General features: G+C 52.1%; 15 protein-coding genes and 1 CRISPR repeat array. Of the genes, 10 read left to right on the top strand and 5 right to left on the bottom strand.

Annotation, left to right across the window (positions count from 1 at the left end; all coding sequences use genetic code 11):
- Positions 1-112 precede the first annotated feature (112 nt).
- From DOLE_RS15355 to cas2e, 8 genes are read left to right on the top strand one after another with little or no spacing between them, the layout of a single operon-like run.
- Positions 113-2,812 carry a CRISPR-associated helicase/endonuclease Cas3 gene (locus DOLE_RS15355; RefSeq protein WP_012176397.1) on the top strand — a complete coding sequence of 900 codons (2,700 nt, stop codon included), beginning with the start codon at positions 113-115 and terminating at the stop codon, positions 2,810-2,812.
- Complete coding sequence (gene casA, locus DOLE_RS15360) at positions 2,809-4,398, top strand: type I-E CRISPR-associated protein Cse1/CasA (protein ID WP_012176398.1); 1,590 nt, start codon at positions 2,809-2,811, stop codon at positions 4,396-4,398. The genes DOLE_RS15355 and casA overlap by 4 nt, the downstream gene beginning before the upstream one ends.
- Positions 4,395-4,973, top strand: coding sequence for a type I-E CRISPR-associated protein Cse2/CasB (gene casB / locus DOLE_RS15365; protein WP_012176399.1), 579 nt, complete (start codon positions 4,395-4,397; stop codon positions 4,971-4,973). The genes casA and casB overlap by 4 nt, the downstream gene beginning before the upstream one ends.
- A gap of 17 nt (positions 4,974-4,990) precedes the next feature.
- Positions 4,991-6,100, top strand: coding sequence for a type I-E CRISPR-associated protein Cas7/Cse4/CasC (cas7e, locus tag DOLE_RS15370; RefSeq protein ID WP_041280630.1), 1,110 nt, complete (start codon positions 4,991-4,993; stop codon positions 6,098-6,100).
- A gap of 9 nt (positions 6,101-6,109) precedes the next feature.
- A complete protein-coding gene (gene cas5e / locus DOLE_RS15375; RefSeq protein WP_012176401.1) occupies positions 6,110-6,889 on the top strand; it encodes a type I-E CRISPR-associated protein Cas5/CasD in 780 nt (259 codons plus the stop codon).
- A complete protein-coding gene (cas6e, locus tag DOLE_RS15380; RefSeq protein ID WP_083766631.1) occupies positions 6,889-7,761 on the top strand; it encodes a type I-E CRISPR-associated protein Cas6/Cse3/CasE in 873 nt (290 codons plus the stop codon). The genes cas5e and cas6e overlap by 1 nt, the downstream gene beginning before the upstream one ends.
- Before the next feature lie 45 nt (positions 7,762-7,806).
- Positions 7,807-8,736, top strand: coding sequence for a type I-E CRISPR-associated endonuclease Cas1e (gene cas1e, locus DOLE_RS15385; RefSeq protein WP_012176403.1), 930 nt, complete (start codon positions 7,807-7,809; stop codon positions 8,734-8,736).
- A gap of 1 nt (position 8,737) precedes the next feature.
- Positions 8,738-9,055 (top strand): type I-E CRISPR-associated endoribonuclease Cas2e, encoded by a 318-nt coding sequence (cas2e, locus tag DOLE_RS15390; protein WP_012176404.1) that lies wholly within the window; start codon positions 8,738-8,740, stop codon positions 9,053-9,055.
- 92 nt (positions 9,056-9,147) lie between these two features.
- Positions 9,148-11,555: direct repeats of the CRISPR family, unit length 29 nt; unit sequence ATGTTCCCCACACGTGTGGGGATGAACCG.
- A 186-nt stretch (positions 11,556-11,741) separates the two neighbouring features.
- Here cas2e and DOLE_RS18330 read toward each other — a convergent pair.
- Complete coding sequence (locus DOLE_RS18330) at positions 11,742-11,915, bottom strand: hypothetical protein (RefSeq protein ID WP_012176405.1); 174 nt, start codon at positions 11,913-11,915, stop codon at positions 11,742-11,744.
- A 225-nt stretch (positions 11,916-12,140) separates the two neighbouring features.
- On the opposite strand from DOLE_RS18330, the gene DOLE_RS18335 reads away from it, so the two are divergent.
- Complete coding sequence (locus tag DOLE_RS18335; RefSeq protein WP_153304456.1) at positions 12,141-12,824, top strand: hypothetical protein; 684 nt, start codon at positions 12,141-12,143, stop codon at positions 12,822-12,824.
- Positions 12,825-12,919: 95 nt separating this feature from the next.
- On the opposite strand, the gene DOLE_RS15400 is transcribed toward DOLE_RS18335, so the two are convergent.
- The 4 genes from DOLE_RS15400 to DOLE_RS15415 all read right to left on the bottom strand — a co-directional run bounded on the left by DOLE_RS15400 (position 12,920) and on the right by DOLE_RS15415 (position 16,135).
- Entirely contained in the window at positions 12,920-14,083 is a 1,164-nt protein-coding gene (locus tag DOLE_RS15400; RefSeq protein WP_012176406.1) for an EAL domain-containing protein, read from the bottom strand.
- 128 nt (positions 14,084-14,211) lie between these two features.
- A complete protein-coding gene (locus DOLE_RS15405; RefSeq protein ID WP_012176407.1) occupies positions 14,212-14,490 on the bottom strand; it encodes an addiction module antidote protein in 279 nt (92 codons plus the stop codon).
- Positions 14,491-14,799: 309 nt separating this feature from the next.
- Positions 14,800-15,165 carry a hypothetical protein gene (locus DOLE_RS15410; protein WP_012176408.1) on the bottom strand — a complete coding sequence of 122 codons (366 nt, stop codon included), beginning with the start codon at positions 15,163-15,165 and terminating at the stop codon, positions 14,800-14,802.
- The gene (locus DOLE_RS15415) at positions 15,155-16,135 is read right to left on the bottom strand and encodes a patatin-like phospholipase family protein (RefSeq protein ID WP_012176409.1); all 981 of its coding nucleotides are present in this window, start codon (positions 16,133-16,135) and stop codon (positions 15,155-15,157) included. The genes DOLE_RS15410 and DOLE_RS15415 overlap by 11 nt, the downstream gene beginning before the upstream one ends.
- 137 nt (positions 16,136-16,272) lie before the next feature.
- On the opposite strand from DOLE_RS15415, the gene ahbB reads away from it, so the two are divergent.
- The gene (gene ahbB, locus DOLE_RS15420) at positions 16,273-16,752 is read left to right on the top strand and encodes a siroheme decarboxylase subunit beta (RefSeq protein ID WP_012176410.1); all 480 of its coding nucleotides are present in this window, start codon (positions 16,273-16,275) and stop codon (positions 16,750-16,752) included.
- Positions 16,753-16,848 lie beyond the last annotated feature (96 nt).

Genomic DNA, 16,848 nt, shown 5'->3' on the forward strand with positions numbered 1-16,848 from the left:
CCGCCTGTTTTTACTATGGTCAACCAGTATCACAAGGAGGGGAGAATCCTGTGAAAGAGACAAATACCTGCGGCAGCAAGCCCCGCTCTATACCGAGAGCAAAACTCAGACTATGAATACTGAAAAATCTTATTACCGCTACTGGGGTAAAGCCGAAAAAGATGGTTCAGGCTATCATTTGTTGCCTTATCACTGTTTAGATGTGGCGGCGATTGGGTGGTTTTTGCTGAATCCTGAGAAACCTCTTTGTATGGAACTGGCAAAAAGATTAGACATAAAACCCGCGTTGCTTCGTGTTTTTTTTGTCTTCTGCCTCGCACTTCATGATTTGGGAAAATTCGCACGGGCGTTTCAAGGTCTAAAACCCGAGCTTGCGCCGGACTTGGTCATGGCTAATCCACAAATGTCCTATTCGGAAAGACACGACTCTCTCGGTTTCTTATTATGGCGAAAGGTTCTCAGTAAACAGGATAAAGATAACGGGGATCTTAATTGGTTCAATAAGATTGAAGCGTGTATAAAGATTGTCACCGGTCATCACGGTATGCCCCCAAAACAATCCGGCATCAATCTCAATACTTTTTTTGAGAATGAGGATGAGGAAGCAGCCAAAAATTTTATGGTGGACATCTGTAACCTTTTCCTTTCGGATTTTGATCCATCGCCTCTTTTTGACAACATATTCCAGAAACAATTAAAAACAGTTTCCTGGCAACTGGCCGGTATTACTGTTCTGGCGGACTGGATCGGCTCAAATACGGAATATTTCGATTACTACGGATGTGATAAACAACTCGACTTAAAGGCGTATTGGGATACCATTGCCCTACCCTCGGCACAAAAAGCGGTTAGCGCCATGCCTGAACCGGCAACCACCCGTAATTTTGAAAGCATTACCGATCTGTTCCCTATTATCCATAAACCGACCCCATTGCAGGAATATGCCGCCAATGAGCCCTTAAGTGATGGCCCGCAACTGTTCATTCTTGAAGATGTCACCGGCGCAGGGAAGACAGAGGCGGCTATTGTATTGGCCCATCGTCTGTTGAGTGCCGGTTTGGCGGATGGCCTCTATGTCGCGCTTCCGACCATGGCTACGGCCAATGCCATGTATGAACGCCTGGGCAGGGTATATAGACGGCTCTATGATCAAAACAACACCCCTTCTTTAATCCTGGCGCACGGGGCAAGAGATTTGTCCGAGGCGTTCAGGCAAACTGTCGCCGTGCCGGAAAATAAATCGGATGGGGTCGCTTATGATAAGCCCTATGATAGCGAAGACGAAGAACTGAGCGCGTCGGCTTATTGCAATGCCTGGCTGGCGGATAATCGAAAAAAAGCCTTGCTGGCTGATGTCGGTGTAGGCACTCTTGATCAGGCGCTTTTGGCAGTACTGCCTGTCCGGCATCAATCCCTCCGGTTGTTGGGCTTAAGAAGAAAAGTGCTGTTGGTGGATGAAGTCCATGCTTATGACAGCTATATGCAGAAGCTGCTTGATACCTTGATAGAAGCCCACGCCAGACAGGGTGGCAGCGTCATTCTTTTATCAGCCACGCTGCCAAAAAAAATGCGTTTGCAATTGGTCAGTGCTTTTTATCGAGGGCTCGGGAAAGAGGCTCCGGAAATACACAATACAGCATATCCGCTGGCTACACATGCCCCTGCGTCAAGTGACCTTGAAAAGCATATTGATACACGGGAAGAAGTTAAAAGAACGGTATCTGTTATCAGACTGGATACGGAAGATGCGGTTTTTGAACAGGTCCAAAGTGCGGTCAATAAAGGCCGATGTGTCTGCTGGATACGCAACACAGTCAAAGCGGCGCGGGAAAGCCATACTGCGCTATCCCAAAGTGAGTGGATGGATAAACACCACTTGCATCTGTTTCACAGCCGCTTTGCCATGATCGACAGGCAACGTATTGAGAATGACGTATTGAAACGATTTGGCGATCAATCTGGCCATGAGGACAGAAGAGGCCATGTGCTGATTGCTACTCAAGTGGTTGAGCAATCTCTGGATCTTGATTTTGATGTGTTGATTACCGATCTTGCCCCTATTGATCTGATCGTACAGCGGGCCGGGCGGCTTTGCCGTCACATCCGTGATGGCAAAGGGAACAGACTTCTGGATCATGATGCCAAAGACCAGCGTAGCAAGCCGACTCTTTATGTATACAGCCCCGATCCAACCAAAGGCGCCGACGAAAACTGGTTAAAAAACCATCAAAAAGGGACACAGGCGGTTTATCCTCATATTGGGCAACTTTGGCTGACGGCAAAATTATTATGTAAAGGGAGATTCGCCATGCCTGGAGATGCCAGAGAACTGATTGAAAATGTTTACGGGAATGAGCCGGAAGATGAAGTCCCCGAAGAAATTCGTCTCGCCTCTAATATCGCTATTGCACAGAACCAAGCCCAGGCAGGGATGGCAGGCCTGAACGTGCTTAAAATCAATAAAGGCTATACCTGGTCCAGCGGCGACTGGGACGAGGAAATCCGCATCCCAACCCGCCTGACCGAGGAAGAAAGCATTACTGTGGCGCTGGCAAAACACAAGGACGGGAAGCTCATGCCCTATGCAGCCAACATCCACAACTCTTGGGCCATGAGTATTGTCAAGATACCGGAATGGGAATGGAAAAAGGCCCGAGGCAAAATAACCCAGGAGTTTCAGAAAATAATTGAAGAATTGAAAGCCGAGGTCAAGTTCCTTCGTTGGCTGGAGGTCTTTCCCCTTACGGAAGAAACGCAACATTATTACAAAGCTGCTGGCGGCTGGCAACCACAAGGAGGAGAAAACCCATGAACCTGCTCACAGACAAATGGATTCCGGTTATACGCGAAAACGGGCCGGATAAAATCGCGCCCTGGCAGATTGTCGAGACTGAGAATCCGGTTATGGAAATCAACGCGCCGCGCCCGGATTTCCAGGGTGCGCTGTATCAATTTTTTATCGGCCTGCTGCAAACCTGTTTTGCGCCGGAAGATGAGGATCAGTGGCGGCAGTACTGGGAAAATATGCCTAAGCCTGATGAGTTAAAAAAGGTTTTTGAGAAAAATACTATTAAGAAGAATTTTGAGTTGTATAACCCTGATGGCCCGGCGTTTATGCAGGACTTTGATTTGTCTGATGGTGAAGAAAAGCACATTTCCTTTTTATTAATTGAGGCTCCGGGCGGGAAAACACAGAAAGACAATCTGGACCATTTTATAAAACGCGGTCACGTGAACAGCCTTTGTGAGAGTTGTACCGCCTCGGCTTTGTTTACACTACAACTTAACGCGCCAGCGGGAGGACAAGGGAACAGGGTCGGATTAAGGGGCGGCGGCCCTTTAACAACATTGCTTGTCCCGGAAGAGGCCAACTCGAACCTGTGGCATAAGGTCTGGCTCAACATTTTGAATAAGGAGGACAACGAGGAGTTCTTCAGCCCCGGACCACTTGATGATAGTGTCCTGCCGTGGTTGGGACCGACCCGAATATCGGACAAACAGGGGGTTGCCACTACGCCCGAAGATTGCCATGCTTTACAAATGTATTGGGGCATGCCCCGCCGGATAAGGCTTAGAGCCAATGAAGAAAAGGGCAATTGTGACATCTGCGGACACCCATCCAACGTGCTTTATAAGACATATAAAGCAAAAAATTTTGGGATTGACTATGTCGGCGCCTGGGTCCACCCGCTTACGCCATATCGTTTTGACACCGACCATCAAAAGCCTCCCCTTTCGCTTAAAGGTCAGAAAGGCGGCCTGGGCTACAGACACTGGCTCGGCCTGGCGTTGCAGGATACTGAAACCGGGAATAAGGCAGCGACGACAGTACAGTTCTATAACGACGAACGGGGGCCGACGCTTTTCAACAACCAGTCTGCCGCTTTGTGGTGCTTCGGCTTTGATATGGACAATATGAAAGCCCGCTGCTGGTATGACACCCATTTCCCTGTTCTCATACTTAATAAACAACAAAAAGAGAATCTGATTGCATGGGCAGTTGAATTGATCGGTTCGGCAAGGGCGACGGTTAAAATCCTGAGGGATGCCGTAAAATCTGCCTGGTTTAAACGTCCCGGCGACGCCAAGGGAGACATGAGTGCTATTGACCGGCAGTTCTGGGAAACGACCGAACCGGGGTTTTATAAGTTACTTGACGACATGGCGAAACTGCCTAGCGCGACCAGAATGGCTCCCCCTGAAATATATGCAAACTGGTTTCGAATGATCAAAGAATCGATGTTTGATATTTTTGAGAAAGCCACCCTGTACAACAGTCCCGAAGAAGTTGATCTTAAACAAATAGTATCAGCCAAACAGTCTTTAACCAAAACATTCTATAACAACAGCGTAATCAAGAATTTGAAAGCAAAGGCAAAAGAGGAGGTTGCCCAATGAGTGAATACTATTATTTAGACGCGGAAAGCTGTCAATTGTTGCAGCGCTGGCATCACTGGCTGGATAACAACCGGGGAGACCGAGCCCGGCTGCGGCGGGCGGAACGGCCGGAAGATGTTTTGCTGACCGAAGCATTTTTTAATTTTCTAAAACAAATGCCGAATAGCTGGCAGGAGCAGAAACCGATTTTTTCCAGTGCGGCGGTGGCCGGGCTTCTGTCGCATGTAAAAGCGGACCATCAGGTGGTGAGCAAGGGCTATCAGCCCAAAGATGAAAAGAAATCGAAAAAGATGGCCTCCTTTTCCGAACAATTGGCTACATCAATTAAAGGCGACAGGGGAGCTATGAGCGAATTGCGTTTCCAGCAGTTGCAGAAAAGCCGGACAACCGATGAATTCTATCGCCGCATGGTCCGGGCGATTCGCCTGCTGGACGGCCGGGTAAATATCCTCTCCCTGGCCAATGACATTATTCAATGGCACAAAGAGCATGATCGGGAGTTTGACCGCAAGCCGGCCAACCGCCTGGCTGTCCGCTGGGCTACCGATTATTTTTCAGTGTTACCGAACAACTAAAATAAAGGAGAACGATGATGAGCCGATTTATTCAATTACATTTATTGACCGCCTATCCACCCGCCAACCTGAATCGCGATGACATGGGCAGCCCCAAAACCGCAAAAATGGGCGGGTATGAACGCCTCCGGGTATCGTCTCAATGCCTGAAACGGTCATGGCGAACTTCGGATGCGTTTCAAGCAGCAATGGCCGGGCATATTGGCAAGCGGACGAAAGAAATGGGTTTGAAGGTATACGAAATCCTTCGGAAGAAAGATGTTACCCACAAAGATGCCATAGCGTGGTCTAAATCGATAGCGGGCGTTTTCGGGAAGCTTAAGGAGCTTTCCAAAAAGGAAAAGGATGGCCTGAAGGACCTGGATAAGAAGGATCGCGAAAAAAAAGAACTGGTGGAACTTGAAATAGAACAATTAGCCTTCTTTGATACCGGAGAAGAGCAAGGCATAATTGACCTTGCAAATACAATTGTTAAAAGAACAGAAGGCCCAACAGACCAGGAATTGGAACTCTTGCGTGATAGGATGCAGGCTGTCGATATTGCCCTCTTTGGACGAATGCTTGCATCAAAACCCTCTTATAGCATCGAAGCGGCCTGTCAGGTTGCTCATTCAATCAGCGTTCATCCGGTAGTTATAGAGGATGACTATTTTACCGCAGTTGATGATTTGAATAATGGCCTGGAAGACATGGGCGCTGCCCATATCGGGGAAACCCGTTTTGCGGCCGGGTTGTTTTATTCCTATGTATGCATCAATCGAGATCTGCTGATCGAAAATCTGGGCGGCGACAAAGCTCTGGCCGCAAAAGCCATCCGGGCCTTGGTCGAAGCAGCGGTCAAGGTCGCGCCGGAAGGCAAGCAAAACAGCTTTGCGTCCCGGGCCTATGCCTCCTATGTCCTTTCGGAAAAAGGCGACCAGCAGCCCCGCTCCCTGTCGGTCGCCTATTTAAAACCGATCAACCACCGTGAAAATGAGAATTTTATCAGTGATTCCATTAAGGCGCTGGTTGAGCAAAAAGACTGCTTTGATTCGGTTTACGGCAAATGCGCGGATGGTCGATATGAAATAAATGTTCCCAAAAAAGAAGGCACCTTGGCTGATCTGCTGGACTTTGTAAGCCAATAGGAGGTTATCATGGGTTATCTTTTATTCCGTCTTTACGGGCCAATGGCCAGTTGGGGAGAAATTGCCGTGGGAGAAACCCGGCATACGGCAAACTATCCCGGCAGATCGGCCATTATCGGGTTGATGGCAGCCGCCCTGGGAATCAAACGTTCCGAAACCGAAAACCAGCAGGCCCTGGATCAGGGCTGTTTAATCGCTGTTGAGGCCCGCTCGCACGGCAGCCTGCTTCGGGATTATCACACCACCCAGGTGCCGGATTCCGTCGGCGGTTTTGTTTACAGGACACGCCGGGATGAACTGATTATCGGAAAGCCTCGCCTGGGAACCATCCTGTCCAGTCGTGAATACCGTCAGGATGCCTTGGCGGTGTCGGCAGTAAGGGTTTTGCCGGGTGCCCGGTATGAGCTACAAACGATAAAAACCCACCTTGAACAGCCCAGGCTCCATGTGTATCTCGGCCGCAAATCGTGCCCCTTGTCAGCGCCCATGAACCCGCAGATAGATAAAACCAGCCGTAATTTTCATGAGGCCTTCCAGGCGTATGCACATCAACCCCTTTTGCCGGTTCATCATTCCGGCAAAGAGGGGTTGTCGAAGCGCGATGCCTACTGGCTGGGGTTGGCTAACGACCGCCATTACTACTGGGAAGGAGAACCATCTGAGTTTTCCGATACGATTGATCTTAGCCGGGTTCAGACCAGGATCAGGCATGACCAGCCGTTGTCGCGGACGCGCTGGCAATTCTCTCCGCGCCAGGAACACTATTGGTATTTTTCGGGAGGTGAATAATGTATTTTTCCCGCGTTCGAATACAGCCGGATATTCATCAGGAAACACAGATGGCAAAAGTGCTTGCGGACAGTGTCTATAACATCCATCGGCTGCTTTGGGACCTTTTCCCCGGACAAAAACAAAGAAACTTTCTGTACCGGGAGGAGATCGCCAGAGAACAGCTCGGGTATCAAGGAGGCGCCCGTGGGGAATCTCTTTATTACCTTGTGTCTTCATCGGCACCTTCTTCTCAATCCCCGTTTTTTGCAGTAGAAACCCGGCGGTATGAACCCCAGTTGCAGCCGGACGAAGCCCTGCGTTTTGAGCTGCGTGCCAATCCGGTCGTGACTAAAAACGGTAAAAAACATGATGTTGTCATGGATGCCCAGCAAACTTTTTTAAAACTGTTATGCGAAGAGCTGGGGCTTCTGTCACACCTGCAAGGTACGCCTGAAAAAAAAGAGTATAAAAATGTTCTCCTTACACATGGAGGGCAACGCTTGGACAGCCGGTTGACCGATTTGTTAGACGGAGATTATCGATATGCCGAGCGCCTGGACCAGAAGCTTACCCCGCGCGAAAAGTTGGAATGGGCACTGAGAGCCGAAATCGATAACACGCTTGACGAGTGGATGGCAAAGCAGGGCAAACAAAATGGATTTACGATTGTAAAGGATACTCATGGGAATCTGAAACTTCAGAACAGTGCCTACCAATGGCATGCATTAACAGGAAAAGCCGCCAAAGGGAAGAAGTCCGGCTTCAGCGCCGTGGACTTTACTGGTGATTTGGTGGTCTCTGATGTTGAGGCATTCAAGAAGTCACTTTTTAACGGTATCGGACGATCTAAAGCCTTTGGCTGTGGGCTGATGTTGGTGAAACGGATTTGAGACGATGATCATGGAAAAAAATTGCTGGCTCTAAAGGGAGAAAAAATGACTGACTCTCATTTCGTTCCACTCAAACCCATACCCATAAAGGACCGTGTGTCCATGGTATTTGTGTACTACGGCCAGATTGATGTGAAAGACGGCGCTTTTGTGGTGGTGGATGATGTCAACGGCGAGCGGAAGCACATTCCGGTAGGGTCGGTAGCATGCATCATGCTGGAGCCCGGCACCCGTATCAGCCACGCCGCCGTGAAGCTGGCGGCCACCACAGGAACCTTGTTGATATGGGTTGGAGAAGCCGGAGTGAGGCTGTACTCGGCGGGTCAGCCTGGTGGTGCCCGTTCGGACAAGCTGCTGTATCAGGCCAAACTTGCCCTGGATGAACAGTTGCGGCTGAAGGTAGTGCGCCGAATGTTTGAAATCCGGTTTGGTGAAAAGCCGCCGGAACGCCGCAGTGTGGATCAGCTACGCGGGATCGAAGGCGCGCGGGTCAGAAAAATATATGAACTTATGGCAAAGCAGTATGGTGTGCCATGGAAGGGCAGGCGCTATGATCCTAAAGACTGGGAGTCCGGTGATGTTATAAATAAATGTTTGAGCGCCGCCACATCATGCTTGTATGGCGTTACCGAAGCCGCCATTCTGGCGGCCGGATACGCACCCGCTGTCGGCTTCATCCATTCTGGAAAGCCACTGTCGTTTGTGTATGATATTGCCGATATCTATAAGTTTGATACAGTGGTGCCGGTGGCGTTTCGTGTGGCAGCAAAAAAACCGGCTCATCCGGACCGAGAGGTGAGGATCGCCTGCCGGGATGCGTTTCGGGAAACCCGGCTGCTTCAGAAAATTATTCCGGGAATAGAAGATATCCTTTCAGCCGGTGGGATTAAGCCGCCTCCACCCCCTGAAGATGCCCAGCCTCCGGCAATACCGGAGCCTGAATCAATCGGAGACCAGGGTCACAGGAGCGCATAGTATGAGCATGCTGGTGGTTGTCACGGAAGCTGTTCCTCCACGTCTGCGCGGCAGACTCGCTGTGTGGCTGCTTGAAATTCGGGCAGGTGTTTATGTGGGTAATGTCTCACGACGCATCCGGGAGATGATTTGGGAACAGATCGCAGCCCTGGCTGAGGACGGCAATGTGGCAATGGCATGGGCGACGCCCAATGAATCAGGATTTGATTTTCAGACCTATGGTAAAAATCGCCGGATACCTATCAACTATGATGGCCTCCGGCTGGTTTCATTTTTGCCGCCAGACCAAGGCACGAATGAAACGACAACTGCTCTTTGACAACCAGATTAAATTGGGGCAACAAGGCCGAAATGACCGGTAGAAAAAACAAACTGCAAAAATACTTCTAAAAACAAAAAGTTCGAGGAAGTATGTTCCCCACACGTGTGGGGATGAACCGCAACACCGTTTTTACAAGCGCCTGAATTTTGTATGTTCCCCACACGTGTGGGGATGAACCGCCCTTCCTTCATCAGCTCCACTTCTGTTTTTAATGTTCCCCACACGTGTGGGGATGAACCGCGGTAACGCTATAAGTGATTAAATCGTTAGTAATGTTCCCCACACGTGTGGGGATGAACCGACAACATGATGATACTGCACCCCCTGACTCTTATGTTCCCCACACGTGTGGGGATGAACCGCTGACCGGAGAACTGGAACTGGGCGAAGCAACATGTTCCCCACACGTGTGGGGATGAACCGGAAGATGCTGACCGCGGCGTTCTTTTCTGCCAATGTTCCCCACACGTGTGGGGATGAACCGGACACGGCTTCTGATTGGCTGACTTGGCTGCCATGTTCCCCACACGTGTGGGGATGAACCGTATTCGTAATTCCGCGCGATATCGGCGGAGGCATGTTCCCCACACGTGTGGGGATGAACCGCGAACGAGGGACAGCGCGAATTTCATATTCTAATGTTCCCCACACGTGTGGGGATGAACCGGGTTCCAGAGGGATTATTTTTTTCACCAGATAATGTTCCCCACACGTGTGGGGATGAACCGCGGGTAAACGAAAAAACAGTTAAAACAGAAATATGTTCCCCACACGTGTGGGGATGAACCGGGATATGAAAATATTAAAAGTTTTGTATGGGAATGTTCCCCACACGTGTGGGGATGAACCGCCACGTTTTCAACCTTTACGACACCGGTTTTGATGTTCCCCACACGTGTGGGGATGAACCGCGGCGGATGACCAGTGTTCCACGGCCAGATACATGTTCCCCACACGTGTGGGGATGAACCGTATAGCGGCGGTACAAACCCAGATAGGCGTTAATGTTCCCCACACGTGTGGGGATGAACCGTATCGCGGATACCGTGGAGGATGGATCGGATCATGTTCCCCACACGTGTGGGGATGAACCGTGATAATCACAAAGCAGACTGACCGGGCCATCATGTTCCCCACACGTGTGGGGATGAACCGAATCCACCATGGCCTCGTCTTCCTCCCGCAGGATGTTCCCCACACGTGTGGGGATGAACCGCTGTCCAGGTGTATCTCGATGAGGTGCGGGCGATGTTCCCCACACGTGTGGGGATGAACCGCCCTCCGTCCAGAGCATGACGGCGGACCAGATATGTTCCCCACACGTGTGGGGATGAACCGGTATTCGGAGGCGGCTTTGTCGGAACCGAACTATGTTCCCCACACGTGTGGGGATGAACCGTTATAGCCGGGAGCAGCGGCCCCCATCATAACATGTTCCCCACACGTGTGGGGATGAACCGCAAACATAACCAGATCCCGGCCGAGGCGTTTGATGTTCCCCACACGTGTGGGGATGAACCGCCCTGGGAAAAGATTATGCGTCGGCGGCCGAGATGTTCCCCACACGTGTGGGGATGAACCGGAATAAGGAAAAACCGGTTTTGGTTTTCGATCATGTTCCCCACACGTGTGGGGATGAACCGCCGGGGCCAGTAATCCAGCAAACATCATTTATATGTTCCCCACACGTGTGGGGATGAACCGGCTCGGTCAATACCCGGGCGGCTGTCGTTCTTATGTTCCCCACACGTGTGGGGATGAACCGGTGGCCTCTGGCGTGTCACCAAGGGTGCACGCATGTTCCCCACACGTGTGGGGATGAACCGCCTGAGTCATATATTCGGTGGCTTTTCGCAGGATGTTCCCCACACGTGTGGGGATGAACCGGTGTTTATTTTATTTAAAATTTCTGTCATTTTATGTTCCCCACACGTGTGGGGATGAACCGTTTGCCGTTGGGTTTGCCACCTGTCAGAGAAAATGTTCCCCACACGTGTGGGGATGAACCGCATATCAGGTTGCTGTCGAGGTCGTTGATGGTATGTTCCCCACACGTGTGGGGATGAACCGAGAAAAGAACCTTATTTTTAAATATTTTGTTTATGTTCCCCACACGTGTGGGGATGAACCGAGAAAAGAACCTTATTTTTAAATATTTTGTTTATGTTCCCCACACGTGTGGGGATGAACCGCTCATGATCGCCGTGCGGGCCGCGCCGTAGCTATGTTCCCCACACGTGTGGGGATGAACCGGGAAATGAAGAACAGAAAACGGAACCCCCGGAATGTTCCCCACACGTGTGGGGATGAACCGCGACCGACGACGTGGATCCACTGGCCACGGATATGTTCCCCACACGTGTGGGGATGAACCGTACGGGACGCTCAACTCCCAGGATGCCATCGGATGTTCCCCACACGCGTGGGGATGAACCGGGCGACGGCCCGAAAACCGCCGCCCTGCAGTGATGTTCCCCACACGTGTGGGGATGAACCGGCCCCGGGTTGGCCGCCGCTGAGGATCTGGCGATGTTCCCCACACGCGTGAGGACGTGGATTGAAACGGTGAAGAGTTTATGGCTCTATGGTCGGCAGACGATATCGGCCAACTCATTACGCAGTATGCGCCGGCATTATGGAAGGGAATGACCCGTGCGATTGTACGGGCACTGGGAGGAGCGGGTTAGTCGCCCAGAAACAACGCCAGGACGCCGGCCAGAATCAGGGGGGTGACGACTTTGCGGTCGTTTTCAATGGTGGCACGGCCCAGCTCAACCGCCATAATGGCGACAAGGCCAACGGCGATAAAAAAGGCCACAAACCCGACAATGAAAAGCGTGCCTATTAAGAAATCCATGAATACAGATTATATAGCGCCGCCGGTGATGTCAAGTGGAGTCGATATTTACACTAATTGACCGCCGCGTGGAAATGAACCGTGAAAACTCCTTGAAAAGGGGGTACGAATGAGGCAGCATTTGAGCATGAATTCGGTTACTCCACAGCAGGACAAATCCAGCAACACCTCCTCAAATGCGGAAAAGGCCGAGAAAGCATCTGAAAAAGCTTCCCGGTTGAAAGAATGGCAGGAAATAATACGGCTGTCCATACAGGAAGTGCAACGGCGCAAAAAACCCCGGAAGTAAAAGCTTGTCTTCAGAACACCGATGCGATAACGAGAAAAAAGAAAAAAGCATCCCTCACCATTACAGACAATAAATATCTGGTCCAGCTGTTCAAGACTTTCGACCGATCTTCTCTGCTCCACGAAATCGGACATATCTTTTTAAACAAACTCCAGCAGCGAGTTCAGGAGAGCCGATGGTTCTGTCTTGTTTCATTACGGGTGGAGCAAGGCGGTCTTAAGCGTCTTTATGTGCCTTCTGAGGAGGGGATTGCTTCGTCGCTGAGGCTCCTTGTAATGACGGGGGGCGATTATTTCTGGCTGTTTTTGTTCAGAATCTCCCGAACTTTTTTGATTGCCGCCCGGGCTTCGGAAAGCAGGGACTCGAGGGCGGCGGCCCTTGAGTCCTCTTGTGACGCTGAAGGGGTAATACTGGGTTTGTCCGGCTGTGAGGGTTTCTGTGGTGTATCCGAATTCATGATTAAATCCTGCCTTATTCACACTCCACTTGTCAAAACGTTTTTACCGGCACTCTGGCCTGAAGGAGAGCCGGTGGTTTTGTCTTGTGTCATTGCAGGTGGAGCGGGGGAATTTTGTGTATTTGCGGAGGAGATTGCTTCGTCGCTTTGCTCCTCGCAATGACGTGGGGGCGCTGCGCTCCTCGCAATGACGTGGGGGCGCTGACGCTCCTTGCAATGACGTGGGGGCGCTGCGCTACTTGCAATGGCGGGAAGTAATCACGGGCAAGCTGGCGCTTGGCCCGTGGCACCCGTTTCTGGAAAGCCGGTGGTGTGGATTTCGTTGATGGGCAGGGGGCGGCCGTAGAAAAAGCCCTGGGCAAACTGGAAACCCAGGTTGCGGCAGACATCGGCCTCTTCGGCGCACTCGATTCCCTCTGCAAGGGAGGAGATCTCCAGGTCCCGGGCCGCTGTGACAAAGGTGGCCACCATCTGGTGCAGGCGTTTGGGGGCCAGGTGGATTTTGCGGATCAGGGAGATATCGAATTTTAGAAAATCCGGGGGCGCCTTGGCCAGTTCGGCCAGCCGTGTCTGGCCCACGCCGAAATCGTCAAAGGCCAGGCCCATGTTGAGGTCGTTCAGGGCGGTGCGCAGGCGGGCAATTTCAGTGGTGTCGTTGGCCGCTTTTTCATTGAGTTCCAGCACGACTCTGTTGGCGGGGGCCAGGTCGTGAACGCGGCCCAGTGATTCTACAAGCCGATCCATGCGGCTGATTTCAGAGGACGTGGCGTTGACAAACAGCAGGGGTGAGCCGGGCAGGTGCTTTCCGATGCCCACGCCGGCCTCACGAAAAAGGGAGCTGAGTTCGGCATCGCACCCGAACCATTCGGCCATGTCAAAAAGGGTGGTGGCGTCGGCGGGAAGGTTTTCATCGGTGGTCCGGCCCAGGATTTCATACCCCAGAACCGAGGCGCTGGATATGTTGAACACCGGCTGAAAATGGATGATCACGCTTTGCTGTGCAATCATGGCCCGCAGCCGGGGTTCAAGCGAAAGGTCGTAGTTGGACAGGTCGCCGAGTGAAAGGGTGTCGTCCACTGTGAGGCCCGCGTCCGGGGTAAAGTACTTTATGTTGAACTGGAATTTACCGATAGAAACAAGGTCGCCCGGCTTGAGGAGTTCGGCCTGGTCCATCTGCCTGCTGTTTACAAAGGTGCCGTTTTTGCTGTTCAGGTCGCGAATCCAGAGGTGATCGCCGCTGATATGGATTTCGCAGTGGTGGCGGGAGACCAGGCTGTCGGTGAGCGTAAGGTTGCAGTCCTTTTCCCGGCCGATGACAAAGGGCACGGCTTCAATGGCGACCATCCACTCCCTGTTGGCGTCCGCAGCCGCCTCCAGGTACCATTGCCCCCGCCCTTCAGTGGTGTTTGCCCCGGTTTTCACAGACGGTCCCCCCCGTGTGAAAACTGCATTGGGTGAATCTGAAGCTGTTGAATTTATAGCGTGGATGGAAAAAGAAAGCAAGAAAATGAAAGGATGGGGACTGCCACTGATCTCTATTTGTGATTTTTTTACATTACAGCCAGCTTGCAGCCCAGCGCCTCGATAACTTTTTTGACAGTATCAAATTTTGGAGCGCCGTTGGGTCCCAAGGCTTTATAAAGATTCTGCCGGCTCAGGTTGGTCTTGCGGGCTATCTCGCTCATGCCCCTGGCTTTGGCTACATTGCCAATGGCAGCCAGCAGCAATTCGCTGTCACCTTCGGCAAAAGCCGCCTGAAGGTACTCATGAATCATTTCCGGGCTGTCCAGATACTCGCTGGCATCCCATTTTTTTGTGGTTACTTTCATGGTTCTTTACTCCAGTTCTTTTATAATCGTTCTGGCTTTTTCAATATCTCTGCTTTGGGTTCTGTCGCATTTAAGAGACAATGTGTCAAGGGGTCTTATAGGGAATTGGGGCTATTTTATGCTGGACCCCCTGGTCAAGCCCGAGGGTGACGAGGTATAGGATCAATTTTACGCTGGATTGCCGGGTCAAGCTGGCGCTTGGCCCGTAGCACCCGGTAAAGGCAGGCGTTTTCGATGACGTGGGACACGCTTCTGGAGCGGAGGGGATTGCTTCGTCGCTTACGCTCCTCGCAATGACGTGTGGGCGTGCTACTTCGGGGCTTTTTTGGGAAACGAAATGACCTGGCCGGAGCCGGTGGATTTGCGTTTTGAAGGGGATTTGCCTGAAGGGATGGTGGGTGCGGCGGTTGCGGGCAGGGGGTCTTCCGGGCACACCACCCTTTCCATGCGGACCCTTTTTCCCTCCATGGTGAACTCGCCGCCGTTGATATATTCCTCTTTTAAAATCCAGGTCACCACCTGAAGGGGCACGGCCAGGACCAGCAGCTTGACCTGGTACCACTCTTTTTTATGGTCCGCCACGATGGTTTCCACCCGGGCAAAGACCATGGGCACATCTTCAAAATGAATCAGGACCAGGTCGTTTTCAAGTGTGGACTGTTGTTTATTCGTCATGGTTCTCCTTTTGGTCCGCCGGGGATTGAACTTTTTCAATTGATCCTGCCGCCTGCCGGTCTTCGGTATCGTCCGGGTCGAACAGGCAGGAGAGCCGGTCCTGCGTGGACCGGTAGCCCAGGTCGATCATTTCGGCGGCCCGGTCAAACTCCAGCAGGCCGCAGGCGTTTTTGGGGATTTCCACCACGCAGGTGGGCGGGTAAGCGGCCAGCTTGAGCCGGGCAATGGTGCCCTGCATGGCGTCAAAGGCCATGGAGGCGACGTCGAACATACCCCACTCTTCTTCGTCGTCCGGCTCGTCGGGTTCTTCACTTTTGCGAAATTTTTTAATCAACCGGCTGATGGTTTCCGCAAAAGGGGAGGCCGGCTCGGCTTCGGGAAGCGGCTCGGGTGGTGTTGTCTCTTTTTTTGACGGCCCGTCCAGGTTGACGGCAATGGTCATGTCGGTGCCGTCGCCAAAGGTGGGGGCAATGGGCACGGGGTTAAGAACGCCGCCGTCGATCAGCGGCACCCCCTTGAACCGGAAGGGTGTAAAAAACAGGGGCAGGGAGATGGATGCCCGAATGGCGTCAAACAGGGGGCCGGACTGGATCCACACCTCTTTTTCGTTTTTCAGGTCCACGGCCACGGCCGTATAGGCAATGGGCAGGTCTTCGATGGCTATCTCTCCCACCAGGTCGACCATGGTGTGAATGATGCGATCTCCCTTGACCAGGCCGCCGCCGCCCCAGGACAGGTCGATAAGCGTCAGGATGTCTCTTCGCGTGACGCCGCGCACCCAGGTTTCATACTCGTCCAGCTTGCCGGCAGCAAAGATGCCGCCCACCAGGGCGCCCATGGAGCAGCCGGTAATCGAGCGGATGTCGTAGCCGTTTTCTTCCAGCCAGTGGATCACGCCGATGTGGGCCAGGCCACGGGCCCCGCCGCTGCCCAGTACCAAAGAGACTGTTTTTTTCCGGTTTTCCGCCATGATGCTCACGATTCGGTTTTGATGAAAGATGAAATATGAATCCGTAATTTCTACAACAGATTGACGCTTTTTTCAACCACCGGCTGCCCGACACAAAAGGCTTGACTTTAGCAGTCGCTTCTTCGAATATCGGGAACATGTTATCAGAAACCGAGAAAAAAGTGATTGCCGCCATTCAGGGCGATATTCCCATTACCGAGCGGCCCTACCTGGAGATTGCCGAAAAACTCGACATATCCGAGGAGGCGCTGATCGCCGTTCTTGCCGACCTGCGGGACCGGGGCATTATCCGCCGGTTCGGGGCCACCCTGCGCCACCAGAAATCGGGCATCACGGCCAATGCCATGGTGGCCTGGAAGGTGGAAGAGGATCGGATCGAAGACGTGGGCAAGGTGTTTGCCGCCTTTGACGCGGTGAGCCACTGCTACCGCCGGGACCCGGTGCCGGACTGGCCGTATAACATGTATACCATGGTGCATGCCGTTTCCGAGGAGAACTGCCTTGAGACTACCCGGCGAATGGCCGAGGCCGCGGGTGTATCCGACTACAGTGTGCTGTTCAGCCGGCGCGAGCTGAAAAAAACGTCGATGGAGTACTTTACTGACGAAGACGACTGACCTGTGCGCGGGGTGGTTTCCGTCATTGCGAGGAGCGTAGCTTTTCTCGTCATTGCGAGGAGCAACGCGACGAAGCAATCTTAAACGCATAAAAAA

Source organism: Desulfosudis oleivorans Hxd3, assembly GCF_000018405.1.
Classification (GTDB): Bacteria; Desulfobacterota; Desulfobacteria; order Desulfobacterales; family Desulfosudaceae; genus Desulfosudis; species Desulfosudis oleivorans.

What these genes read in the sequence shown, in the direction of transcription:
- DOLE_RS15355 (WP_012176397.1), top strand. Translation starts at nt 113, where the DNA reads ATGAATACTGAAAAATCTTATTACCGCTACTGGGGTAAAGCCGAAAAA.
- casA (WP_012176398.1), top strand. Translation starts at nt 2,809, where the DNA reads ATGAACCTGCTCACAGACAAATGGATTCCGGTTATACGCGAAAACGGG.
- casB (WP_012176399.1), top strand. Translation starts at nt 4,395, where the DNA reads ATGAGTGAATACTATTATTTAGACGCGGAAAGCTGTCAATTGTTGCAG.
- cas7e (WP_041280630.1), top strand. Translation starts at nt 4,991, where the DNA reads ATGAGCCGATTTATTCAATTACATTTATTGACCGCCTATCCACCCGCC.
- cas5e (WP_012176401.1), top strand. Translation starts at nt 6,110, where the DNA reads ATGGGTTATCTTTTATTCCGTCTTTACGGGCCAATGGCCAGTTGGGGA.
- cas6e (WP_083766631.1), top strand. Translation starts at nt 6,889, where the DNA reads ATGTATTTTTCCCGCGTTCGAATACAGCCGGATATTCATCAGGAAACA.
- cas1e (WP_012176403.1), top strand. Translation starts at nt 7,807, where the DNA reads ATGACTGACTCTCATTTCGTTCCACTCAAACCCATACCCATAAAGGAC.
- cas2e (WP_012176404.1), top strand. Translation starts at nt 8,738, where the DNA reads ATGAGCATGCTGGTGGTTGTCACGGAAGCTGTTCCTCCACGTCTGCGC.
- DOLE_RS18330 (WP_012176405.1), bottom strand. Translation starts at nt 11,915, where the DNA reads ATGGATTTCTTAATAGGCACGCTTTTCATTGTCGGGTTTGTGGCCTTT.
- DOLE_RS18335 (WP_153304456.1), top strand. Translation starts at nt 12,141, where the DNA reads ATGGCAGGAAATAATACGGCTGTCCATACAGGAAGTGCAACGGCGCAA.
- DOLE_RS15405 (WP_012176407.1), bottom strand. Translation starts at nt 14,490, where the DNA reads ATGAAAGTAACCACAAAAAAATGGGATGCCAGCGAGTATCTGGACAGC.
- DOLE_RS15410 (WP_012176408.1), bottom strand. Translation starts at nt 15,165, where the DNA reads ATGACGAATAAACAACAGTCCACACTTGAAAACGACCTGGTCCTGATT.
- DOLE_RS15415 (WP_012176409.1), bottom strand. Translation starts at nt 16,135, where the DNA reads ATGGCGGAAAACCGGAAAAAAACAGTCTCTTTGGTACTGGGCAGCGGC.
- ahbB (WP_012176410.1), top strand. Translation starts at nt 16,273, where the DNA reads ATGTTATCAGAAACCGAGAAAAAAGTGATTGCCGCCATTCAGGGCGAT.